Raw genomic sequence first — 22,580 nt, 5'->3', positions numbered from 1 at the left:
TGTGGTCGACCGGGCCTTTCGCGTAACGTCCCGAAGGGATCAGTACTTCACGCCGAGCTTGACGTACCAGAACCCGCCGTTGAACCCGAACGGACCGCCCGAACGCGGGTAGACCGAACCGTTCCCGAGACCGCCGGTGGCGGTGTAGATCGGGTTGTTGACCGTCGCCATGATCGGGTCGGGCTTGATGTTGAACAGGTTGTTCGCCCCGACCGTCAGCGTGTATTGATCGGCGAAGGTGTAGCTCACATCGATATCGGTCAGGAACTTCGCACCGAAGTGCTGGCCATCGATGAGCGCACCCGACGAAACGTTACCCGCACGGATCGGGTAGTCGTTCGAATCGCGCCACACACCGTAGTAGCTTTCACGCAGGTTGAACGTGAAATTGCCCATCTGCCAGTTGGCCGCGAAGTTCGCACGATGGTTCGGTGCGAGGTACTGGATGTCGATCAGCTGGGTCGGCCCGATCACGGTCGGGTCGTAGCTGGTCACCGTGCTCTTGTTGTAGTTGTAGGCTAACGTCAGCGCCAGCGGACCGCCCATGAGATCGGTCTTGTAGGTGCTCACCAGGTCGACACCGACGGTCTTCGTATCGAAGCCGTTGGTGAAGTACTGGACTGCACCGCCGAGTCCGACCGCAGAAAGCGCCGGCTGGGCGATGAGGTCGGCAGCCGAGACGTGGAACGTATCCGACACGCCGATGCGGTTCTTCACCTTGATCGAATAGGCGTCGATCGTCATCGTGAAGGCACTGCTCGGATTGATCACGAAGCCGAAGCCGAAGTTGGTCGACTTCTCCGGACTCAGCGTCTTCGCGCCGTAGTACTGCGCGATCGCACTGGTGACCGGGTACGTACCGGTTTGCACCTGGTTACCCTGTTCGAACGAGGTCGTCAGGATCTGCACGTTGTTCTGGCCCGGCGAAGGAGCATGGAAGCCCGTACCGTAAGTGGCGCGAACAGCAAGTTCCGGGGTCAGGTGATACAGGGCATTGACCTTGCCCACGGTCGAATCGCCAAACGTATCGTAGTGCTCGAAACGACCGGCGAGACCAAAGGTTAGGTTCTCGGTCAGGTCGCCTTCGAGGCCGAGGTAGCCACCGTAGCTGTTCTGCGAATAGCTACCCGCAGAAGCCGGGCTGGTGCCGCCGTAGCCGCTCGCGCCCGGAGGCATGGTGACCGTGCTATCATAGGCGTAAACACCCGGAGACGTCTCGGTGTAGAGATCCTGCACCGAATAGGGACCCGGCGCATACGACTGGAGGTCACCTGCGGTCGCTTCGTAGGACTCGCGCCGGTACTCGGCACCGGCCGACAGCGTCAGCGGGCTGTAGAGGCCAGCATCGATCGCGTAGGTCAGGTCGAGGTTGCCGTCGGTCTCGGTCTGGATCAGCGTGCCGAACTGGAAGCTCGTCTGGCTGTCCGGCCCGAACGACGGAGCGAGCGAGCTGTTCATCGACAGCTTGAGCGAGTTGCGCGCCGCGGTACCCGAAAGATCCCAGGTGAAGTTACCCGATTCGCCTTTCAGGCCCACCGTGCCATAAGCCTCGCGCGTCTCACCGATAAAGCGCGGAGTAAAGCCCGCCGGATAGAGAGTCGCGAAGTTGTAGACGTTGGTGTCCTTGACGAAACCGCCCGTCGGACAGGTTGCGTTGCCGGTCGGGCACGGCGTCAGGTAGACGTCGTGACGGAAGGCGGAGTTCGAGTTGCCCGAAGCGATCGAGGTGGTCGTGCCGTTGTAGCGTTCGGCGGTCCACGGTTGCGCTTCGCGGTAGTTGAAGCTCTCGTCCGCTTTCTTGTAGGCGTAGTTGCCGAACATGTAGAACGTGACACCGTCGGTCAGGTCGTACTCGCTGTTGAGCATCAGCTTGTAGCCATGCACCGGCGAGGAGCCCCAGATCTGCACCGGCCCCGGATAATTGGGCAACTGGTCTGCGAGACCGGGGTTGTTGGCCGCGAAATCGACTGCCGTCGCGCGCTGGACGCCGCGGCTGGTCTGGCCGTCGTCGTCGTATTCGCCGGTGACGTTGAGGAACCCGCGGCTACCGAGGTTGAAGCCGACATTGGCGGCGATCATGTAGCTCTTGCCGTCACCGTTGTCGTAATACTGGCCGTAACGCGCCTGCATTTCGAGGCCGGCCTTCTTGCGTAGGCCGAAGTTGAGCACGCCCGCAATCGCGTCCGAACCGTATTGCGCAGTCGCGCCTTCGCGCAGAACCTGCAGGTTGGAGATTGCCAGCGAGGGGATCGAGGAAATGTCCGGACCTTGCGAGCCGAACGATAGCGCGGTGTCGCCACCGGCGTAAACCTGGACCAGCGCCGAACGGTTGAAGCGCTTGCCGTTGATCATCACCAGCACTTCGTCGCCCGGGAGGCCGCGCAGCGAGGCCGAACGCACGAAGGTCGAAGCGTCCGAAATGGTGTTCTGGCCGACGAAGAACGAGGGGACCACGTTCTTGACTGCATCGATCATGCTGGCGGTCGGCTGGGCGACCAGGTCGCTAGCCCCGATCACGTCGACCGGCGATGCGGAGTCGGTCACCGTACGGTCGGTACGGCGGGTGCCGATCACGACGATCTGGTCCTGCGTCGAAGTATCTGCCGAAGTCGTGGAAGTATCGCTGCTCGCATCCTGCGCGAGAGCCGGTTGTGCGATCACCGAAGCGGCGAGTGCGATGCCGGCAGCGCCGAGCATATGCATGGTCCGTCGTGACATTATTGAACACCTCATTTTATAGCTGAGGCAATCAAGTTACGTTTCAGCCCCCTTTGGTTGCAAGTTGCAATCCGAGATGTGGCCAGAATTCCGCAGAATGTTGCAGTTGCGTAACAGATCGCGAGATCTGCAACTGTCAATTGGCTGAAATCTTTGGATAGGCCCGATCGATAATCAGGGGTAAAAGGGGTCAGAGCGGGTTCCCGTCGCGGTCACGATAGATGTCGCGCCGTCCGACATGGTTGGCCGGGCCGACGAGGCCGTCTTCCTCCATCCGCTCGATCCACTTGGCGGCGGTGTTGTATCCCACCCCCATCTGGCGCTGGAGCCAGCTGCCCGAGGCTTTCTGGTTTTCGAACACGATCTGGCACGCCTGGCGATACTTGCGCTCTTCGGGGTTGTCCGACGCAGTGAATTCGTCGTCGAAACTGAAACCGCCGCCGTCTTCGGGTTCCTCGGTCACGGCATCGACGTATTCGGGCTGGCCCTGCCCGCGCCAATGCTCGGCCACCGCATCGACTTCCTCGTCCGACACGAACGGCCCGTGGACGCGCAACAGAGCGCCGGTACTGGGCTTGTAGAGCATGTCACCCTTGCCGAGCAGCTGTTCGGCGCCCTGTTCACCGAGGATCGTGCGGCTGTCGATCCGGCTGGTGACATTGAACGCGATGCGGGTCGGCAGGTTGGCCTTGATCACTCCGGTGATGACGTCGACCGACGGCCGCTGGGTGGCCATGATCAGGTGTATCCCGGCCGCACGGCTCTTTTGCGCGAGCCGCTGGATCAGCACCTCGATTTCCTTGCCGACGGTCACCATCAGGTCCGCCAGTTCGTCGACGATCAGGACTATCTGCGGCAGCGTTTCGTAATCGAGCTGCTCTTCCTCGAACAGTTCCTCGCCAGTCTCGGGATCGAACCCGGTCTGCACCCGGCGACCGAGCGGTTTGCCCTTGGCCTTCGCCGCGCGCACGCGTTCGTTGAAACCCCCAAGGTTGCGCGCACCGATGCTGCTCATCATCCGGTAGCGGCGCTCCATTTCCTCGACCGCCCACTTGAGCGCGCGGACCGACTTGTGCGGCTCGGTCACCACCTGGCTCAGCAGGTGCGGGATATCGTCATAGCTCTTGAGTTCGAGTATCTTCGGATCGATCAGGATCAGGCGGCATTCGTCGGGCGTGAAACGATAGAGCAGGCTCAGCAGGATGCAGTTGAGCCCGACCGACTTGCCCGAGCCGGTGGTCCCAGCAACCAGAAGGTGCGGCATCGCGGCAAGGTCGGCGATGATCGGCTCGCCCGCGATGTCCTTGCCGAGGATGATCGGCAGGGAGCCGCGGGCGTTGACGAACGCATCGCACGCGGCGAGTTCCTTGAACGAGACCATCTGCCGGTCGGCGTTGGGCAATTCGATCCCCATCACCGTCTTGCCGGGGATCGAGGACACGCGTGCGCTGATCGCGCTCATGTTGCGGGCAATGTCTTCGGCAAGGCCGATAACCCGGCTGGCCTTGATGCCGGGGGCCGGCTCTAGCTCGTACATCGTCACCACCGGGCCGGTGCGCACGGCGGTAATCTCGCCCTTCACGTTGAAGTCGTCGAGCACGGTCTCGAGCAGTCGCGCATTGCGCTCGAGCGCCAGCTTGTCGAGCTTGGGCGCGGTGTTTTCGGGCATTTCGGACAGCAACTCGAGGCTGGGCAGCTCGTAGTCGGCGAACAGGTCCTTCTGCGCTTTCTTGCCCTTCGGCTTCGCGCGCTGCGGCGGTGCGGTGGGATCGACGATCTGCGGCGCGCGCCGCTCGGCGATCTGCGGGTCGTCGTCCGGTTCGACCCGGCCCTTGGCGACCTTGTCGTTGCGCCGGCGCGGGATCACGACCGTACCCTCGGCAAGCTTCGGGGTGCGCTTGAGGAAGCGCGGCAGCGTCAGCAACGCCGCCCAGTCGAGTGCGAACACCCGCGCGGCAAGGCCGATGCCTCCGGCAAGCGCAGCGAGCGCAGCGGTAAGGATGATCCATCCCTGCGATGCATCGGGAAAGCGGTGCGCGATCCCGCGTACCGCACCGGCACCGAGCAACCCGGTGATCCCGCCCATCGACGCGGGCAACGATCCGCGCGGCCCGTCGAATGTCAGCGCGAGGACCGTCCCGATCAGCGCCATTGCCAGCAGCAGCAGGCCGAACGGGCGCCACCAGCGGGTCTCGGTATCGATCTCGTCGTCTTCGACATCGCGCCATAGCGCCCGCGCGCCGACATAGAGCAGCGGTAACAGCAGCACACCCGACCAGCCGAACAGGAAATAGACCCGTTCCGACACCCATGCGCCCCACAGCCCCATCCAGTTGCGGATGTCGGTGCCTGCGGCAGCGGTAGACAGGCTCGGGTCGGTCTGGGTGTAGCTGGCCATCGCCAGCCCGAGGAAAATCATCCCGGCGAACAGCACAGCGGCACCCGCCATCTCGCTTGCGCGGCGCAGGCTGCGACGGAACGCCGCGCGCCAATCTGCCTGGGGCGCCTTAGCGGATGCGCGTGAAGCCATTATCGTGTCGATCCCGAATTGCGTCCGCACGCATCATCGCTTGCCGAGGACTCGCCGTCAAGAATCTGCGGGGTTACCGCTTCGCGCGGTTACGCTAAGCAATGGCCACGACGGGAGAATTATGTACCGACCTCTGCCCAGGACGATACCGACGCTCGACGGCCTGCGCGGGCTGGCGGCGCTGGCGGTGCTCGTTTCGCACAGCGCCAATGCCGGGTTCCTTCCCGCGGTGCTGGGCGGCGGCTTCGGTCATGTCAGCGTGGGGGTGTTCTTCACGCTGAGCGGGTTCCTGATGGCGCACGTCTGCTTCGGCAAGCCGTTCAACCGCGGCGAAATTTCACAATACCTGGTCGCCCGCGGCAGCCGTGTGCTGCCGATGTTCTATGTGGTGGTGGTTGTCTCGGTCGCGCTGCTGGCGACGATCGGGGCGGGGTTCTACGGCATCGTCAACTGGCACCGCGCGGCGTTCAACCTGCTGCTGCTGCGCGGTGACGGAGTGTTGTGGTCGGTCCCGGTCGAGGTGCAGTGCTACCTGATCTTCCTCGCGGTGTGGCGGGCACAGGCGCGCGGACATATCTGGCCGCTCGTCCTGCTGCTTTCGCTGGCCGCAATCGTTTCGGCATACTTATGGGCAGGGAGCGCATGGGGCGTCGGTTACGTGTTCCTGTGGCTGCACTTCTTCCTGATCGGTGCAGCGCTCAGGCACTTGCTCGACGACGGCGCGCGGAACCGAATGCCGGCATCGCTATCCGGGTCACCGGCAATGGCGCTTGGTTTGGTTGCCTTGGCTATGGCGCTGCTGCTTCCGCCCGATTTGCGTGCAGCGCTAGGGTGGCATTCACCCGAACCGTTCCTCGACCCGTTCGTGATCCTGGCGATGCCGATGTTGCTGTGGGCGAGCTGCGCCGGAGCCGGACCGATGGCGGCGCTCGCCGCTCCCTCGCTGCGCTGGCTCGGCGCAATCTCGTTCAGCCTGTACCTGTTGCACGCACCGATCATCTTCCTGGTCGAGCGGCTGCACATCGCCGCCAACGCGCCACCGTTCGCCCGGTTTGCGCTGGTGCTGGCCGCGAGCCTGCTGGCGTCGTGGATCACCTATCGGCTGATCGAGCGTCCGGCTCAGGGCTGGCTCCGCGCGCGCTATAGCGCCAGCAGCCAAGCGCTCAGCCCGGTTCCTTGAGCGCCAACCCGTCGATCGCCGCCCAGCGGTTCCAGCCGATTTCGCGGGCCCGCTCGTAATCCATCCCGCCAAGCGCGATCACCGGCATTTCCGCAAGTGCAGAGAGCGCATGGAAGCGTTCCGGCCCCAGCGCTTCGCGGTCGGGGTGGGTGCGCGTGGGGAAAACCGGGCTGAGCATCACCGCATCGGCCCCGGCGGCATTGGCGTGAGCGATCTCGATCGCGTCGTGCACCGCGGCGATGCGGAGCAGCTGCGGCGCCTCGCCGATCGCTTCGGGCGGGCCGTAGGAGCCGTCGGCACCCCAGCCCTGCGCCTCGTCGTCGCTGCCCGACAGGATTGCAAGGTGTCCGCCTGCCCGCAGGCGCGGCAGCAGTGCATCCCACCGTGCACGGCGAGTCGCAGGATCGAGGTGGTAGTGACGATAGACGAACGCTGAACCCGGCGGCAGTGCAGCGATCGCGCGGTCGAGCGAATCCTCGTTGCGCGCATCGGACAGGAGCCACAGGTCGGGCAACTGGGTCTGGCGTGTCGTCACAAGCCCGCTATAGCGCAGCGCGATGGAAAACCCACCCTCCCCGCTGCAACTCGTCCACGACCAAATCGCCCGTGCGTGCAAGGTGGCCCGCCGCGAAGTGAGCGACGTCACGCTGGTCGCGGTGAGCAAGACGCACCCGGCCGAAGCGATCGTGCCGTTGCTCGATCAAGGCCAGCGGGTGTTCGGCGAAAACCGCGTGCAGGAAGCGCAGGCGAAGTGGCCCGCGCTGCGCGAGCGGTGTCCGGGCGTACAGCTCCACTTGGTCGGTCAGCTGCAATCGAACAAGGCGGAAGACGCAGTGGCGCTGTTCGACTGCATCCATTCGCTCGACCGGCCAAGCCTGGTGACAGCGCTCGCCAAGGCGTGCGACAAGGTCGGCCGCCAAGTGCCGTGCTTCGTGCAGGTCGATATCGGCGAGGAAGCGCAGAAAGGCGGTTGCCCGATCGCCGAATTGCCCGCGCTGCTCAAGCAGGTGCGCGATGCGGACATACCATTGGCCGGGCTGATGTGCGTGCCCCCGTTCGGGATCGAACCCGCCCCGTTCTTCGCCCTGCTCGACAAGCTGGCGGGCGATAATGGGCTGGAAGGTCGCAGCATGGGGATGAGCAGCGACTACGAGACGGCGATCATGCTCGGCGCGACGCACGTGCGAGTGGGCACAGCGCTGTTCGGGGGGAGGGAGTAGGGTCGGCTGCCAACGGTCCCTTAGCGCAAGCCAAATCTGTTTCCCGCGTCCCCAACAATTGGAATCCGATTGTATATTGAACCGAGATTTGGTTTAGACTCTGTTCTTTGAGGGTGTAAGTCATGTCTCAGTGGTTTCCCGACGTAAGCGAATACGAAGGAGCTAAGAAGGCCCTGAACGGAGGCTTCTATGCCTGTCTTGCTTTTGCGGCGATGAATGTCCTTGGAATTGTCTTCATAATGCTTGCCGCCAAGAACCCGTCGTCCGGCGAAGCGGTCACTCAAATGACTGGAGCAATCTTTGGAGTTTTGGTCGAGTTGACCATCGTGCTGATCGCTGCTTGGCGGTTCAAGCGAGAGAAGGGCCTTATATGGGGCACCTTGGCACTTCTGCTTTTTGCATTAGAGGTATTTATGAAGGTCGCAGGCGGCACCACCAATGTTGGCTGGATTTTCTTCTATGCCGCGATTTTTGCGGGTCTAGCCAACGGGCTTAGAGGGGCGTGGGCAATTCGCTCCAACGAGTTCGTTGATATTGACGCAGAGACCTTTTCTTGACGGCGCGCGCGTCAAATAGGTTCAATGACCGCCTTCCAACTCTAGCCGACCCTCGTTTCAAACCCCTTCCAGCTCAGCCTGCCGTTCGTCGCTCGCGGCATCGAGCAGCGCCGCTTCGATCACCTTGAGCTTGGCGGGCGCAGTCACTTTCCCGCCGGTCAGGTCGGTCACGTAGAAGGTATCCGCCGCGCGTTCGCCGTAGTGGGTAATGTGGGCGGACTGCACCACCAGGCTGCATTCGAACAGCGCGCGGGCCAGCCGGTTGAGCAGCGCCACGCGGTCGCGCGCGTTGACTTCGATCACCGTGAACCGGCCCGAGGCCTGGTTGTCGAACAGCACCACCGGCCGCACATCGAACGCCTTGGCGCGGCTGTGGACCAGCGGCTGCTTCGCAAGTTGCGGCACCAGGCTGATCCGGTTGGCCAGCGCATCGCCGATCGACTGCTTGATGCGCTGGAGTTGGCGTTCCTCCGAAAACGGGCGGCGGTGGTTGTCCTGCACCAGGAAGTTGTCGACCGCCCACCCCGTCTTGGTGGTGTGGATGCGCGCGTCGATGATGTTCGCACCGGCGAGGTGGATTCCCCCGGCGATGCGGTAGAATAGCCCCGGGTGGTCGGCGGCGATCACCGTTACCAGCGTCGCCCCGCGCGCTTCGTCGACCTCGCAATGGATCGACAGGTTGTCCTGCGCTTCGTGGGCGGCGACGTAATGCTCCACGTTGATTGCGATGATGTCTTCAGGCTCGGCGATCCAGTAGGCATCGTCGAACCGGTCGCCGTAAAGCCGCAGGAAACCTTTCTTGTGACCCAGTAGCTCGGCAACGGCTTCCTTCTTGGCCTTCACCCGCTCGGCGCGGCCATGCCGCATGTGACCGAGCCGCAGGCGCTCTTCAGCGGCATCGTAAAGCTCGCCCAGCAACTGGCCCTTCCAGCTGTTCCACGTTCCCGGCCCGACCGCGCGGATATCGACCGCCGTCAGCACCAGCAGGTGCTTGAGTCGCTCGAGGCTCTGCACTTCGGCGACGAAATCCTCGATCGTCTTGGGGTCGGTCAGGTCGCGTTTCTGCGCGGTGCGGCTCATCAGCAGGTGCTGGCGCACGAGCCACGCGACGAGCGCGGTTTCGCCTTCGTCCAGCCCGAAGCGCGGACACAATTCTTCGGCTACTTCGCCGCCGAGCACCGAATGGTCGCCGCCGCGCCCCTTGGCGATATCGTGCAGCAGCGCCGCAACGTATGCGACCCGGCGGCTGGCGACTTCGTGGATCAGCCGCGTCGAGCGCGGATGGTCGGCAACGAGCTCGCCCTTCTCGATCCGGCTGAGCAGTCCGATCGCGCGGATCGTGTGCTCATCGACGGTGTAGTGGTGGTACATGTCGAACTGCATCTGCGCATTGACCCGTCCGAAATCGGGCACGAACCGGCCGAGCACGCCCGCTTCGTTCATCCATCGCAGGACCATCTCGGGATTGTTGCGCCCGGTCAGCAGGTCGAGGAACAGCGCGTTGGCGCGTGGATCGTTTCTGATGCCTGACTTGATCAGCCCCGAATCGCGCGCCGCCTGCCGCATCGTTTCGGGGTGGACTTCCAGCTCGTTCGCCTCGGCCAGCTGGAAGATCTCGACCAGCCGTACCGGATCGTTCCTGAACCATTCGTCGCTCGGCGCGGCGATGCTGCCGCCGAACACGCGGAAGCCCTTGAGCGAACGCGCACGCGGCTTGAAATTTGCCAGCAATCCCTTGCGGGCGCGGCTCTTGGCAAACTGCTCGTCAATGTGGGCGAGGAACACACCGGTCAGGCTGCCGACCCGCTTGGCCTGCAGGAAGTAGAACTGCATGAACCGTTCGACCGCGCTTTTTCCGGGCCGGTCGGCGAAATGCATCCGCTGCGCAACCTGCCGCTGCAAGTCGAACGTCAGCCGGTCTTCGGCGCGCCCGGTGATCGTGTGCAAGTGGCATCGCACCGCCAGCATGAAGCCTTCAGCGCGACGGAAGCTGCGGTATTCGGCCGCGGTGAACAGCCCGACATCGACCAGCTCCGAGGCGGTGCGGACCTTGTGGATGTATTTGCCGATCCAGTAGAGCGTCTGCAGGTCGCGCAGCCCGCCCTTGCCGTCTTTGACGTTAGGCTCGACGACGTAGCGGCTATCCCCCATCCGCACGTGCCGCGCGTTGCGCTCTTCCAGCTTCTCGGCGACGAACTGGCGCTCGGTGCCCTTGACGACATCGTCGGCGAAGCGTTGCGACGCTTCGTCGTAGAGGTCCTGGTCGCCCCAGACGTAGCGCCCTTCGAGCAATGCCGTACGGATCGTCAGGTCGCCCCTGGCCATGCGCACCATGTCGTCGACCGAGCGGCTCGAATGGCCGACCTTCAACGCCAGGTCCCATAGGTAATAGAGCATCGCTTCGATCACCTGCTCGCACCACGGGGTGTTGCGCGACGGGGTGAGAAAGGCGATGTCGACATCCGAATGCGGGGCCATCTCCGCACGGCCGTAGCCACCGACCGCCACTACGGTCAGCCGTTCGCCGGTCGAGCGGTTGGCTGCCGGGTAAACATCCGCCACCACGTGGTCGTGGATCGTGCGCAGCAACTGGTCGACGAGAAACGCATAGCCGGCGGTAATCTCGTGCCCGGCGGAGGGTTTTTCCTCCAGCCTGCGACCAAGCTCCTCGCGGCCGCTCGCCAACGCGTCGCGCAGCGCCGCCACGATCGCGGGCCGCGCCTTGGCGGCTCCGTCGGCCTCAGCCAGATCGGCGATCTTTCCGGCAAGCGCGCGACGATCGATGATCGATCGCTGGCTGGGAATGCGGTATCCGTTCAAGCGGCGGCGACCTTCTCGGTATATTTCGCCCGCAGGGTGCGCTTGTCGATCTTTTGCGTGCCGAGCCGCGGCAGCGCTTCGTCGGAAATCCAGATGTGCTCTTCGAGCGGCACCTTGAAAGACGCGATGCTGCCAAGCAGGAATTCGCGCAGGTCCGCTGCGCTCAGGGCGTGATGGGGCTTGAGGAAATAGACCGCCGCCGGGACTTCGCCCATCCGCTCGTCGGGCAGGCCGAACACCGAGCATTCGGCAACCGCGTCATGCGCGTAGATCGCTTCCTCGACCTCGATACAGGTAATGTTTTCGCCGCCACGGATGATGATGTCCTTCTTGCGGTCGACGATATAGAGGTAGCCATCCTCGTCGAGCTTGCCGAGATCGCCAGTGCGGAAATACATCGTGTCGGTGAACGCGGCGCGGGTCGCTTCGTCGTTGTTCCAGTAGCCCACGAAGTTGCAGACCGAGCGGATCGAGACTTCACCCACCGCGCCTTGCGACAAAGCGTTGCCATCGTCGTCGAGGATCGCAAGATCGACCAGCGGGCGGCTCGGCTTGCCGGTGCTCGACGGCTTGGCGAGATAGTTTTCGTTGAAGTTCGCGCAGCCCACGCCGTTGGTTTCGGTGAGACCATAGCCGAGCAGCGGGAACCCGTCGGGGAACGCGTCACGGATCTTGGTTACGTGCTCTACCGGGCGCGGCGCGCCGCCTGCGGCGAACCCGGTGCACGAACTGATGTCGTACTGCGCGCGGTCGGGATGGGTCGCGATCTCGTAGCTCATCAGCGGGACCCCGGCGAAGTAGCTCACCTTCTCCTGGTCCATCAGCCGCAACGCCTCGCCCGCGTTCCAGCGCGGCATCATCACCAGCTTGCGGCCCAGCGCGAAGCTCTGGAGGAACACCGGCACTTCACCGGTTACGTGGAACAGCGGCACCGCGACTAGCGCACAGGCCTGCGAGGTCGGCGCGTTGCCGCCCGAATCGAGGTAGGTAAATGCCATCAGGGTCTGCATCGCATAGCTGAGCGCGCCGTGGACCACCCCGCGATGATCCGACCACGCGCCTTTCGACTTGCCGGTCGAACCCGACGTGTAGAGCACCGTGGCATAATCGTCCGGGCCGACGTCTGGCAGCTGAGCGCCTGCCGGATCGCCCCAGATTTCGGACAGCCCGTCGGCAGGCACGCTGTCGTGCTCGAACAGCACGATTTTCGCGCCGTGCGGATGCCCCTCGAGCCGCTTGGCGCGCTGGGCATCGGCGAGCAGCAGCTTGCATCCGACCAGCTCGATCTGGTCCGCCAGTTCGTCACCGCTCGAAAACCCGTTGAGCAGCGTCGCGCAACCACCCGCCGCGAGGATGCCCATGTAGGCGACAATCCAGTTCGACGAATTGCGTGCCGCAATCCCCACCCTGTCGCCGCGGGCAACGCCGTGGCGGGCCATGAGGCCGGCGGCTACCTGCAGCGCAGCATCCCATGTCTCGGCAAAGGTCAGCCGGACATCGCCGTCAACCAGGAAATCAGCCTCGGCATGTTCGGCGCAGTAATGCGCGAAATAATGCACCAGGCTCGGGGGAGCGTTCTTGAGCATCGGCATAGCCACGCCGTTGCGCTCGAAGGGGACCGTCTCCGCCGGCGCGCCGGGGGCGGTCAGCTGGTCCATGATCGCATCAAGTGACTTGTCGAGCTCGGTGGCCATTGGCGGGAAATCCTCTCCATTTATCGTTACTTCCCGTGCGGGGGCTCGCACGGGGTTTCGCCGGAGCGCAGGCTATGCCACAAGCGCGCGCAAATCGGCGCACCCACTCCGTATGCGCCTTAGGTAAGGACCAAACGTGCTGCTGTCACTACTGGCCGAAGCGCCCCACGTGATCCATTTCGCAGACCTCGGCCTGCATCGGGGCATCAACCTCGGCTTCTTCGAACTGCGCTTCTATTCGCTCGCCTACCTCGCCGGCATCCTGTTGGGATACTGGCACATCTCGAAAATGATCAAGGCGCCCGGCGCGCCGCTGGCCCAGCGTCATGCCGACGACCTGTTTTTCTACTGCACGCTCGGCATCATTATCGGCGGGCGGCTGGGGTACGCCGCGTTCTACACCGGCGGAACCAGCGACGAGCCGAGCATGTTCACGCACTTTACTCCCGGTCAGTTCCCCAGCTGGGACCTGCTGCGGCTGTGGGACGGGGGGATGAGCTTCCACGGCGGGGTGATCGGCGTTTTGCTGGCGATCGGCTGGGTCTGCTGGCGCAACCAGCTGAGCTTCATCCGGGTGGCCGACTACATCGCGGTCAACGTGCCGTTCGGGATGATGTTCGGGCGCATCGCCAACTTCATCAACGGCGAGCTGTGGGGCCGCCCTGCCCCTCCGGGAACCCCGTTCGCGATGATCTTCCCCGGCGGCGGCGATATCCCGCGTTACCCCAGCCAGCTCTATGAGGCAGCGCTCGAAGGGCTGCTGATGATCATCATCATGCTGCCGCTGTTCTGGAAGACCCGCGCACGCTGGCGCCCGGGGCTGATGGTCGGCGTATTCACCGCGGGCATCGCCGCAGCGCGCTTCACGGTCGAATTCTTCCGCGAGCCCGACCCGCAGCTGCTGGCGTTCGCCGAGCGTACCGGCCTGAGCATGGGCCAGTGGCTGACGATCCCGCTGATCCTGATCGGCATCGGGATGGTGGTCCGCGCGCTTGTCCGGCCCTCGCTCGGTGCGCCGAGCAAACCCGCGCCCGCCGCCTCGCAATCCGGGGAGGCCAGCGACACGGATCCGGCATGAGCGGCGAAGAGCAGCTGAGCCTGGCGGACATATTCCGCCGCCTGATCCGCACCTCGGGGCCGATCAGCGTCGCGCACTTCATGGCCGAGAGCAACGCGCGCTATTATGCCGGGCGCGATCCGCTGGGCACAGCGGGCGACTTCATAACGGCACCCGAAATAAGCCAGATGTTCGGCGAGCTGATCGGGCTATGGCTGGCGGATATGTGGATCCGCGCCGGGCGGATCGAACCGCCGCACTATGTCGAGCTCGGACCGGGACGCGGCACTCTCGCCAAGGACGCGCTGCGGACCATGAAGCGCTACGGCCTCGAGCCTTTCGTCCACTTCGTCGAAACCTCGCCTTCGCTGCGAAAGCTCCAATACGATGCCGTGCCCGATGCCGAGTTCCACGACGACCTCAGCACGGTGCCCGACGATGGGCCGATGCTGCTGGTGGCGAACGAATTCCTCGATGCTCTCCCGGTGCGCCAACTGGTCCGCACTGCCGACGGCTGGCGCGAACGGATGGTCGGGCTCGATGCCGATGAAAACCTCACCTTCGTCAGCGGGAGCCAGCCGATGGACAGCGCAGTCCCGCCCGACCGGCACGAAGCGAGCGAAGGCACGATCATCGAGACTTGCCCCGCCGCTGCCGCGATCGTCTACGAAATCGCCGGCCGGCTCGCCTTGCAGGATGGGGCGGCCTTGCTGATCGACTATGGCCATGCCGACGGGCGCGCCGGCACCACGCTGCAAGCGGTGAAAGCGCACAAGAGCGTCGATCCGCTCAGCGCTCCGGGCGAAGCCGATCTTACCGCGCTGGTCGATTTCGCCACCCTTGCGCGGGTCGCGCAGTCACGCGATGCGCGGTGGCTCGGCACCGAAACGCAAGGCGACTGGCTGCGCTCGCTGGGGATCGAGACCCGCGCGGAAAACCTCGCCTATCGCGCGCCGCACTACCGCCAGGAACTGGAGGCCGCACGCGACCGGCTGATTGCCGACGACCAGATGGGCCAGCTGTTCAAGGTCATGGGGCTTGCATCGCAGCGCTGGCCGCAGGGCGTCGGGTTCGGCAGCGAGGACTAGCCGCGCGGCCTAGTTTCCGCCGAGCCCGATCTGCCGCTCCAGCCAGTGCGCGGCCTCGGCCGGGGTCTTCTTGTCGTCGGGTCGATCGACCATGAAGTTGGCCTGCCGCATCGTTGCCACGTCGATCTTGCCGAGGAGCGGTTTGAGCGCGCCCGACAGGCGCTTGTCGCCCGCGCGGCGCTGCGAGAGCAGCAGGATCGCATCGTAATTGGGCAATGCGTGCTTGGGGTCGGCCAGCACCGCCAGGTGGTCGGCCGCGATCCGCCCGTCGGAGGTATAGGCGCTGATCACGTCGGCTTCGCCCGATTGCAGTGCGTCGTACATGAAGGTCGGAGCGAAGTTGCGCTCGCGCGCAAAGCGCATGCCATAGGCGGTTTCGACCGATTTCCATTCGGGCCGTTCGAAGAATTCCGGGTCCCCGCCAATCGTCAGGCGCGGCGAGATGCGCGCAAGATCGCTCAGCGTTTCGATGTGCAGCGCCCTTGCCTGCTGCCCGCGCATCGCCAGCGCGTAGGCGTTTTCGAACCCGAGCCGCCCGAGCACATCGACCCCGCGCGTGCCTTCCCACTTCGCGATGATGGCCAGCATCCGGTCGCGCGGCACATTGTCGGTGCGCTTGAGCTGGTTGGCCCAAATTGTTCCGGTATAATCGAGCGAAATGTCGATCTGCCCGCTCTCGATCGCGCTCTGGACGATCGCCGAGCCCATCCCGTCGCGATAGGCAACGCTGTAACCTGCCTTTTCGAGTTGCTGCCCGACCAGCCGGGCGAGGATGTATTGTTCGGAAAACCCCTTCGCACCGATAACGACGGTATCGTCGGCATTGCGCACGAACGCAGGCCACAGCGCCCCGGCCACCCCCAGTGCGATGATCCCGAACCCGATCCGGCGCAGCCACGGGCGGCGCTCGGAAAGCCCCCGTTCAACCAGCGCGAGCGTGAAATCGGCGGCCATCGCCAGCCCCGCAGCGGCGATGCACCCGGCCAGCACCAGCGGCCAGTTCTGCGTCTGCAACCCGGCGAAGATCGGATCGCCGAGGCCGGGCTGGCCGACCGTGGTCGACAGCGTGGCGGCACCGATCGTCCACACCGCAGCAGTGCGGATTCCACCCATGATGTAAGGCGCAGCGAGCGGCGCTTCGACCAGCCGCAGCTTCTGCCAGCCGGACATCCCTACCGCGTCGGCCGCTTCGAGCACGCCGGCTTCCATCTCCGCCCGCGCGGTCACTGCATTGCGCAGGATCGGCAACACCGCATAGAGTGCCAGTGCGAGCAATGCGGGCAGGAACCCGAGCGTCGGCAAGGCTTCGCCGAACACGACCCTGAGCGAGAGCAGGATCGGGAAGAACAGCGCCAGCAGCGCCAGCGCAGGGATCGTCTGCACGAGGCTGGCGATACCGAGCGTGATGCGCGCGACCGCAGGCGACCGGCTCGCCCACACCGCCAGCGGCAAGGCAACGAGAATGCCCAGCGCCAGCGCGGATGCGGACAACAGCACGTGTGCCGCGAATTTGTCGCCCAGCCCGGCGATGATCGAGATAATCCCCGTCACGCGTCGCCCGCCATCGCTTCGATCGCATCGGCCTGCGCGCGCGGAACCGCAACGAGCTGCTGCGCTTCTGCGCCGCCCGCCCCTTTGAGCAAGGCACGCGGAGTCTCATCGGCGACCACCCGCCCTGCGTCCATCACCAGCACCCGGTCGGCAAGCAGCAGCGCTTCGGCCATGTCGTGCGTGACCATCACCGTTGTCAGCCCCAGCTCGCGATGCAAGTCGCGTACGCGGTTACCCAGCGCATCGCGGGTCACCGGATCGAGCGCGCCGAACGGCTCGTCCATCAGCAGCAGTTCCGGCTGGACCGCGAGCGCGCGGGCGACCCCGACCCGCTGGCGTTGCCCGCCCGAAAGCTCGGACGGCATTCGCAAGGCATGCTCGCGCTCCAGCCCGACCAGTTCGAGCAACTCGTGGACCCGCTCGCGCCGCATCGGTTCGCCCGCCAGCCGTGCACCGATGCCGATATTGGCCGCGACATCCATATGCGGGAACAGCCCGATCGACTGGAACACGTAACCGATCCGGCGGCGCAGCGCGGGCGCCGGCCCGGCAAGCACATCCGCGCCCTCGATCGCGACATGGCCGGCATCGGGCTCGACCAGGCGGTTGACCGTACGCAGCAAGGTGGACTTGCCCGATCCGGACTCGCCGACCAGCGCGACGAACTGCCCGCGCGGGACAGACAGCGACACGTCATCGACCGCCGTCACCGCGCCGAAGCGCTTCGTCACGCCAACGAAGCTGAGCATGTCCGCCGGATCGGCCATCGCTGGCGAGCCTAGCCGCGTTGACGGCGCATTGCGACCCTGCGGCTTTGATTGCCTTTGCAACCATCCCTCGGCTATGCGGCGCGGCAACAGGAGAGAACTTTTGCGCGCAACCCCCGATTTCGATTTCCAGCTCGGCGAAGCGGCCGAAATGATCCGCGAAAGCGTCAGTCGGTTTGCCGACGAGCAGATTGCTCCGCTGGCCGAGAAGGCCGACCGCGACGACTGGTTCCCGCGCGACGAACTCTGGACCGCAATGGGCGATCTGGGCCTCCACGGGATTACCGTGGAAGAAGAATGGGGCGGGCTTGGCCTCGGCTATCTCGAACACGTGATCGCGGTCGAGGAAGTCAGCCGCGCAAGCGCCAGCATCGGCCTCAGCTACGGCGCGCATTCGAACCTGTGCGTCAACCAGATCCGCCGCTGGGGCAACGACGAGCAGAAGGCGAAATACCTGCCCAAGTTGATCAGCGGCGAGCACGTCGGTTCGCTCGCCATGAGCGAGGCCAGCGCAGGCTCGGACGTTGTTTCGATGAAGCTCAAGGCCGACGCGGTGCAAGGCGGTTTCGTGCTCAACGGCACCAAGTTCTGGATCACCAACGCGACATGTGCCGATACGCTGGTGGTCTATGCCAAGACCGACGGCCACGCCGGATCGCGCGGGATCACCGCGTTCCTGATCGAGAAGGACATGCCCGGCTTTTCCATCGGGCAGAAGATCGACAAGATGGGAATGCGCGGCAGCCCCACCGCCGAGCTGGTGTTCGACGATTGCGAAGTCCCCGAAGAAAACGTGATGGGGCCACTCAACGGCGGGGTCGGCGTGCTGATGAGCGGATTGGATTACGAGCGCGTGGTGCTCGCGGGCCTTCAGCTCGGGATTATGCAGGCCTGCCTCGACACCGTCATCCCCTACCTGCGCGAGCGCAAGCAGTTCGGCAAACCGATCGGCTCTTTCCAGCTGATGCAGGCCAAGGTCGCGGACATGTATGTCGCGCTGCAATCGGCGCGCGCCTACACCTACGCCGTCGCCAAGGCGTGCGACGCAGGCCAGACCACCCGGTTCGACGCAGCGGGCACGATCCTGCTGGCGAGCGAGAACGCGTTCAAGGTCGCCGCCGAAGCGGTGCAGGCGCTGGGCGGAGCGGGCTATACCAAGGACTGGCCGGTGGAGCGTTACCTGCGTGACGCCAAACTGCTCGACATCGGTGCGGGGACCAACGAGATCCGCCGGATGCTGATCGGTCGCGAGTTGATCGGAGCAGCGGGATGAGCGACGACGAAGAATACGTTTACGACGAAGTGACCGGCGAATGGATGCCGGCTTCCGAACTGGCCGCGCGGCAAGCCGAAGAGGACAAGGTCGAAGTCCGCGACGCGGTCGGCAACCTGCTGTCGGATGGCGACCAGGTGACGCTGATCAAGGACCTGGAGGTCAAGGGCGCGGGCCAGACGCTCAAGCAGGGCACGCTGATCAAGTCGATCCGCCTCACGGGCGATCCGCAAGAGATCGACTGCAAGTATCCCGGTATCAAGGGCCTCGTCCTGCGCGCCGAGTTCGTGAAGAAGCGTTGAGGCGCCAAGTATGACTGCACCCGTCCTCACCTCCAAACTCGACCGCGAAGATCCGCAAGCAAAGGCGCGGTTCGCGCACAACAAGTGCCTTGCGGACGAGTTGCGCGCACGGGTTGCCGAAGCCGCGCTTGGCGGGCCGGAGAAGCATCGCGAGAGGCACGTTTCGCGCGGCAAGTTGCTCCCGCGCGATCGGGTCGAGCGGCTGCTCGATCCGGGCTCGCCGTTCCTCGAGATCGGCCAGCTCGCCGCTACGGGCATGTACGAGGGCGACGTCAACGGCGCTTCGATGATCGCCGGGATCGGGCGTGTCTCAGGCCGGCAGGCGATGATCGTGTGCAACGATCCCACGGTGAAGGGTGGCAGCTACTACCCGATGACGGTCAAGAAGCACCTGCGCGCGCAGGAGATCGCGCAGGAGAACCGTCTGCCGTGCATCTACCTGGTCGATAGCGGCGGCGCGAACCTGCCCTACCAGGCCGAGGTATTCCCCGACCGCGAGCACTTCGGGCGAATCTTCTTCAACCAGGCGAACATGTCCGCGCTCGGCATCCCGCAGATCGCCTGCGTTATGGGCAGCTGCACTGCGGGCGGTGCTTACGTGCCCGCGATGTCCGACGAGACGGTGATTGTGCGCGAGCAGGGGACGATCTTCCTTGCCGGTCCGCCGCTGGTGAAGGCCGCGACGGGCGAAGAAATCAGCGCCGAGGATCTGGGCGGGGGCGACCTGCACGCGAAGAAATCGGGCGTGGTCGACCACCTGGCCGAAAACGACGAACACGCGCTCACCATCGTGCGCGACATCGTGTCGCATCTCGGCGCGAACACCGGCGCTGCGAAAGACATCGATCTGCGCGAACCGCGCCCGCCAAAGTTCGACCCCGAAGACCTCTACGCCCTCATCCCCGAAGACGTGCGCGCACCCTATGACGTGCACGAAGTGATCGCCCGGATCGTCGACGGCAGCGAGTTCCACGAGTTCAAGGCGCACTACGGCTCCACGCTGGTGTGCGGCTTCGCGCACATCTGGGGGATACCGGTGGCGATCCTCGCCAACAACGGCGTGCTGTTTTCCGAAAGCGCGCAGAAGGGCGCACATTTCATCGAGCTTGCCTGCCAGCGCCGTATCCCACTGCTGTTCCTGCAGAACATCTCGGGCTTCATGGTTGGCGGCAAGTACGAGGCGGAAGGGATCGCCAAACACGGCGCGAAGCTGGTGACCGCGGTTGCTACCGCCACCGTTCCCAAGATCACCGTGGTGATCGGCGGCAGCTTCGGCGCGGGCAATTACGGGATGGCGGGCCGTGCCTATAGCCCGCGCTTCCTGTTCACCTGGCCCAATGCGCGCATCAGTGTGATGGGCGGCGAGCAGGCCGCATCGGTCCTTGCGACCGTCCACCGCGACGCGGACAAATGGACGCCGGAAGAAGCCGAGGCGTTCAAGGCCCCGATCCGCCAGAAGTACGAAGACGAAGGCAATCCCTACTACGCCACCGCGCGGCTGTGGGACGACGGAGTGGTGGACCCGGTGCAGACCCGCGACGTGCTCGGCCTCGCGTTCGCCGCGACGCTCGAAGCGCCGATCGCCGAGCGCCCCGCCTTCGGGGTTTTTCGGATGTAACGCCCTCTCGCGCTTGCCTGCGCGGCAGGCTCGTGCGAAGCCCCGCTTCGGGGAGAGAGGGATTTGCCGACACAGTCGCCACGCAAGCGAACGATCGCCTCGCGCATCGTGCGGCGGATCATCATGGCGCTCTATCGCTGGAAAGGCTGGAAGATCGACGGGCACCTGCCCGACTTGCCCAAGTTCGTCATCGCCGGGGCACCGCACACCTCGAACTGGGATTTCGTGTTTTTCATCGGCGCGACCGCCGAGGAAGGCATCGAGCCGAACTTCATGGGCAAGCACACGCTGTTCAAGGGCATCATGCGCCGTTTCATGTTCGACATGGGCGGGATTCCGATCGACCGGACCAAGCGCGCCAACTACGTCGACCAGGTGGCGGAAGTATTCGCAAAGCGCGACAAGCTCGCACTGGTGATCGCAGCGGAAGGTTCGCGCACCACCGACGGCAGCTGGAAATCGGGTTTCTACCATATCGCCCGCGCAGCCAATGTGCCGATCGTGCCGGCGTGGGTGTGCAACGAACGGATGGTGCTGGGTTTCGGCCCGCCAATCTGGCCCAAGGGCAGCCTCGGCGAGACTCTGCTTGAAATCGCGCACTTCATGCGCTCGAAACTACCCGACTACGAACGCTTCAAGGTGCTCGAAGCGCAGGCCGAGCGACTGGTAAGGGAGGGAGGCGAATGATCCACCTGCTGATGATCAATGCGGCGATCCTCGTTGCAATAGTGCTGGTCTTGTGGGCGATTTCGGTGCGCATCGGCGATGTTTCGTTCGTCGACAGCTTCTGGGGCACGGGCATGGCGCTGATGGCAATCGCCAGCTGGCTCCATGGCCCCGGCAGCCACGATAGCGCGCTTGCCACGATCCTGCTGGCGATGACCTGCGCATGGGGCTTCCGCCTCGGCATCTACCTCTATCGCCGCTGGCACCGCGAAGGGCAGGATCCGCGCTACGAACGGATCCTGCGCAAAGACCGCGAGAAGGGGCGCTTCGCGTTTGCCGCGCTGACCAAAGTCTGGCTTGGGCAGGCTGTGCTTCTGTTCCTCGTATCCTCGCCCGCGCAGGCGGGAATCATCGCGGCCGGCGATCGCCCCGACGTGCCATCGCTCGCACTGGCCGGGATCGCGCTTTTCCTCGTCGGCATCTATTTCGAGTGGGTCGGCGACCTGCAGCTGGTTCGCTTCCGCGCCGATCCCGCCAATGCCGGCAAGGTGCTCGACAGCGGACTTTGGCGCTATACCCGCCACCCCAACTATTTCGGCGATGCCTGCGCATGGTGGGGCATCTGGCTGGTGGCAGCATCGGTCAGCTGGACGGTCGCGGCGTGGACCGTCGTCGGGCCGCTGTTCCTGACATTCACGCTCACCCGCTGGTCGGGCAAGCCGCTGCTCGAAGCCGGATTGGTCCGCAAGCGCCCGGACTACGCCGCCTATGTCGAGCGAACCAGCGGGTTCATCCCCTGGCCGCCGCGCAAACGCTGAACGAAACTCCCGCGGGGGTCTTCACGGCTCGCCCTGCAATCCCTAGATTGGGCCGCAGGAAGACCGACGGGAGCCTACGGTGAACTCAATCGACCTCAGTCACGGTGACGAGCGTGCGCGCCTGGTGGCGGTAGCCGAACGGCTGGTCGAAGAGCGCGGCGAGGCCGTCTCGATCGGACAGGTCGCCAGTGCCGCCGGTGTGCCGCGGGCGCGGGTCGAGGCACACTTTGCCGAAGATATCGAGCTGGTCGATGCGATCCTCGAGGAATGGTACGCCGACCACATCAAGATCATGGAGGAAGTGCTCGCAACCGACCTTCCGCCCAAGCGCAAGATGTTCGAATTCTACGTCCGCCGGTTCCGGCTGACCCGCTCGCGCTACCGGGAAAACCCGGCAGCTTTCGAGACCAAGTGCGAACTCGGCGCGAACCACTTCACGCGGGTCGAAAGCTATGTCGACCTTGCCGACCACTACCTTTGCGAACTGATCGCACAGGCACAGGCCGATGGCGCGTTCCCCGGTTTGCAGATCGACGAAGCTCTCTCGCTCATCAACCAGATGGTGCATGTCTACACGATGCCCGAAACTCTGGTGTACCTCGATGACCGTTTGAGCGAGGCCAAGCTCGCAACGATCGTCGATACGCTGTTCGACGGGCTTTCTGGCGAAGATCGCGGCGCTGCCGGGGTCACCCGGATCAGCGCGGCCTGACCCCCAGGG

General features: G+C 64.6%; 18 protein-coding genes. 11 read left to right on the top strand and 7 right to left on the bottom strand.

Annotated features, from left to right (window positions below):
• Window positions 1-39: 39 nt before the first annotated feature.
• Window positions 40-2,718, bottom strand: a complete 2,679-nt coding sequence (locus CJO11_RS10005; protein ID WP_240504430.1) for a TonB-dependent receptor plug domain-containing protein — start codon at window positions 2,716-2,718, stop codon at window positions 40-42.
• 190 nt (window positions 2,719-2,908) lie between these two features.
• Window positions 2,909-5,248, bottom strand: a complete 2,340-nt coding sequence (locus CJO11_RS10000; RefSeq protein ID WP_095013344.1) for a DNA translocase FtsK — start codon at window positions 5,246-5,248, stop codon at window positions 2,909-2,911.
• A 121-nt stretch (window positions 5,249-5,369) separates the two neighbouring features.
• Between CJO11_RS10000 and CJO11_RS09995 the strand changes: the two genes are divergently transcribed.
• Window positions 5,370-6,428 (top strand): acyltransferase family protein, encoded by a 1,059-nt coding sequence (locus CJO11_RS09995; RefSeq protein WP_095012582.1) that lies wholly within the window; start codon window positions 5,370-5,372, stop codon window positions 6,426-6,428.
• Here the strand turns inward: CJO11_RS09995 and CJO11_RS09990 are convergent.
• The gene (locus CJO11_RS09990; protein WP_240504428.1) at window positions 6,412-6,963 is read right to left on the bottom strand and encodes a thiamine phosphate synthase; all 552 of its coding nucleotides are present in this window, start codon (window positions 6,961-6,963) and stop codon (window positions 6,412-6,414) included. The two genes, CJO11_RS09995 and CJO11_RS09990, sit on opposite strands and share 17 nt — an antisense overlap.
• Before the next feature lie 22 nt (window positions 6,964-6,985).
• On the opposite strand from CJO11_RS09990, the gene CJO11_RS09985 reads away from it, so the two are divergent.
• Both CJO11_RS09985 and CJO11_RS09980 read left to right on the top strand, forming a co-directional pair.
• On the top strand, window positions 6,986-7,648 hold the full coding sequence (locus CJO11_RS09985; protein ID WP_095013342.1) for a YggS family pyridoxal phosphate-dependent enzyme: 663 nt from the start codon (window positions 6,986-6,988) through the stop codon (window positions 7,646-7,648).
• Between the two features lie 122 nt (window positions 7,649-7,770).
• Window positions 7,771-8,205, top strand: coding sequence for a hypothetical protein (locus CJO11_RS09980; RefSeq protein WP_095012581.1), 435 nt, complete (start codon window positions 7,771-7,773; stop codon window positions 8,203-8,205).
• 57 nt (window positions 8,206-8,262) lie between these two features.
• On the opposite strand, the gene CJO11_RS09975 is transcribed toward CJO11_RS09980, so the two are convergent.
• On the bottom strand, window positions 8,263-11,025 hold the full coding sequence (locus CJO11_RS09975; protein WP_095012580.1) for a [protein-PII] uridylyltransferase: 2,763 nt from the start codon (window positions 11,023-11,025) through the stop codon (window positions 8,263-8,265).
• Complete coding sequence (locus CJO11_RS09970) at window positions 11,022-12,719, bottom strand: class I adenylate-forming enzyme family protein (RefSeq protein ID WP_095012579.1); 1,698 nt, start codon at window positions 12,717-12,719, stop codon at window positions 11,022-11,024. The genes CJO11_RS09975 and CJO11_RS09970 overlap by 4 nt, the downstream gene beginning before the upstream one ends.
• Before the next feature lie 139 nt (window positions 12,720-12,858).
• Between CJO11_RS09970 and lgt the strand changes: the two genes are divergently transcribed.
• Both lgt and CJO11_RS09960 read left to right on the top strand, forming a co-directional pair.
• On the top strand, window positions 12,859-13,797 hold the full coding sequence (gene lgt, locus CJO11_RS09965; protein ID WP_095013341.1) for a prolipoprotein diacylglyceryl transferase: 939 nt from the start codon (window positions 12,859-12,861) through the stop codon (window positions 13,795-13,797).
• Window positions 13,794-14,864, top strand: a complete 1,071-nt coding sequence (locus CJO11_RS09960) for a class I SAM-dependent methyltransferase (protein ID WP_095012578.1) — start codon at window positions 13,794-13,796, stop codon at window positions 14,862-14,864. The genes lgt and CJO11_RS09960 overlap by 4 nt, the downstream gene beginning before the upstream one ends.
• 9 nt (window positions 14,865-14,873) lie before the next feature.
• On the opposite strand, the gene CJO11_RS09955 is transcribed toward CJO11_RS09960, so the two are convergent.
• Complete coding sequence (locus CJO11_RS09955; RefSeq protein ID WP_095012577.1) at window positions 14,874-16,415, bottom strand: ABC transporter permease/substrate-binding protein; 1,542 nt, start codon at window positions 16,413-16,415, stop codon at window positions 14,874-14,876.
• Window positions 16,412-17,182 carry an ATP-binding cassette domain-containing protein gene (locus CJO11_RS09950; protein ID WP_095012576.1) on the bottom strand — a complete coding sequence of 257 codons (771 nt, stop codon included), beginning with the start codon at window positions 17,180-17,182 and terminating at the stop codon, window positions 16,412-16,414. Before CJO11_RS09950 ends, CJO11_RS09955 begins: the two co-directional genes overlap by 4 nt.
• A 103-nt stretch (window positions 17,183-17,285) precedes the next feature.
• Here CJO11_RS09950 and CJO11_RS09945 point away from each other — a divergent pair, with 103 nt between their 5' ends.
• The 6 genes from CJO11_RS09945 (at window position 17,286) to CJO11_RS09920 (ending at window position 22,571) form a co-directional block, all read left to right on the top strand.
• A complete protein-coding gene (locus tag CJO11_RS09945) occupies window positions 17,286-18,455 on the top strand; it encodes an isovaleryl-CoA dehydrogenase (RefSeq protein ID WP_095013340.1) in 1,170 nt (389 codons plus the stop codon).
• Window positions 18,452-18,757: an alkylphosphonate utilization protein gene (locus tag CJO11_RS09940; protein WP_095012575.1), complete on the top strand. Its 306-nt coding sequence runs from the start codon at window positions 18,452-18,454 to the stop codon at window positions 18,755-18,757. Before CJO11_RS09945 ends, CJO11_RS09940 begins: the two co-directional genes overlap by 4 nt.
• Window positions 18,758-18,767: 10 nt before the next feature.
• The gene (locus CJO11_RS09935; RefSeq protein ID WP_095012574.1) at window positions 18,768-20,375 is read left to right on the top strand and encodes a carboxyl transferase domain-containing protein; all 1,608 of its coding nucleotides are present in this window, start codon (window positions 18,768-18,770) and stop codon (window positions 20,373-20,375) included.
• Window positions 20,376-20,438: 63 nt separating this feature from the next.
• Entirely contained in the window at window positions 20,439-21,062 is a 624-nt protein-coding gene (locus CJO11_RS09930) for a 1-acyl-sn-glycerol-3-phosphate acyltransferase (protein WP_240504427.1), read from the top strand.
• The gene (locus CJO11_RS09925; protein WP_095012572.1) at window positions 21,059-21,859 is read left to right on the top strand and encodes a DUF1295 domain-containing protein; all 801 of its coding nucleotides are present in this window, start codon (window positions 21,059-21,061) and stop codon (window positions 21,857-21,859) included. Before CJO11_RS09930 ends, CJO11_RS09925 begins: the two co-directional genes overlap by 4 nt.
• A 79-nt stretch (window positions 21,860-21,938) precedes the next feature.
• The gene (locus CJO11_RS09920) at window positions 21,939-22,571 is read left to right on the top strand and encodes a TetR/AcrR family transcriptional regulator (RefSeq protein ID WP_095012571.1); all 633 of its coding nucleotides are present in this window, start codon (window positions 21,939-21,941) and stop codon (window positions 22,569-22,571) included.
• Window positions 22,572-22,580: the final 9 nt, after the last annotated feature.

This window comes from Tsuneonella mangrovi, from assembly GCF_002269345.1.
Classification (GTDB): domain Bacteria; phylum Pseudomonadota; class Alphaproteobacteria; order Sphingomonadales; family Sphingomonadaceae; genus Tsuneonella; species Tsuneonella mangrovi.
The sequence above is the reverse complement of the archived record's forward strand: the minus strand, read 5'-3'. Positions and strand labels throughout refer to the sequence as shown.

Bases quoted from the DNA above. Each gene is read 5' to 3' on its own strand.
- CJO11_RS10005 (WP_240504430.1), bottom strand. From the start codon at position 2,718: ATGTCACGACGGACCATGCATATGCTCGGCGCTGCCGGCATCGCACTC.
- CJO11_RS09970 (WP_095012579.1), bottom strand. From the start codon at position 12,719: ATGGCCACCGAGCTCGACAAGTCACTTGATGCGATCATGGACCAGCTG.
- CJO11_RS09935 (WP_095012574.1), top strand. From the start codon at position 18,768: ATGACTGCACCCGTCCTCACCTCCAAACTCGACCGCGAAGATCCGCAA.
- CJO11_RS09985 (WP_095013342.1), top strand. From the start codon at position 6,986: ATGGAAAACCCACCCTCCCCGCTGCAACTCGTCCACGACCAAATCGCC.
- CJO11_RS09980 (WP_095012581.1), top strand. From the start codon at position 7,771: ATGTCTCAGTGGTTTCCCGACGTAAGCGAATACGAAGGAGCTAAGAAG.
- CJO11_RS09960 (WP_095012578.1), top strand. From the start codon at position 13,794: ATGAGCGGCGAAGAGCAGCTGAGCCTGGCGGACATATTCCGCCGCCTG.
- CJO11_RS10000 (WP_095013344.1), bottom strand. From the start codon at position 5,248: ATGGCTTCACGCGCATCCGCTAAGGCGCCCCAGGCAGATTGGCGCGCG.
- CJO11_RS09950 (WP_095012576.1), bottom strand. From the start codon at position 17,182: ATGGCCGATCCGGCGGACATGCTCAGCTTCGTTGGCGTGACGAAGCGC.
- CJO11_RS09940 (WP_095012575.1), top strand. From the start codon at position 18,452: ATGAGCGACGACGAAGAATACGTTTACGACGAAGTGACCGGCGAATGG.
- CJO11_RS09995 (WP_095012582.1), top strand. From the start codon at position 5,370: ATGTACCGACCTCTGCCCAGGACGATACCGACGCTCGACGGCCTGCGC.
- CJO11_RS09925 (WP_095012572.1), top strand. From the start codon at position 21,059: ATGATCCACCTGCTGATGATCAATGCGGCGATCCTCGTTGCAATAGTG.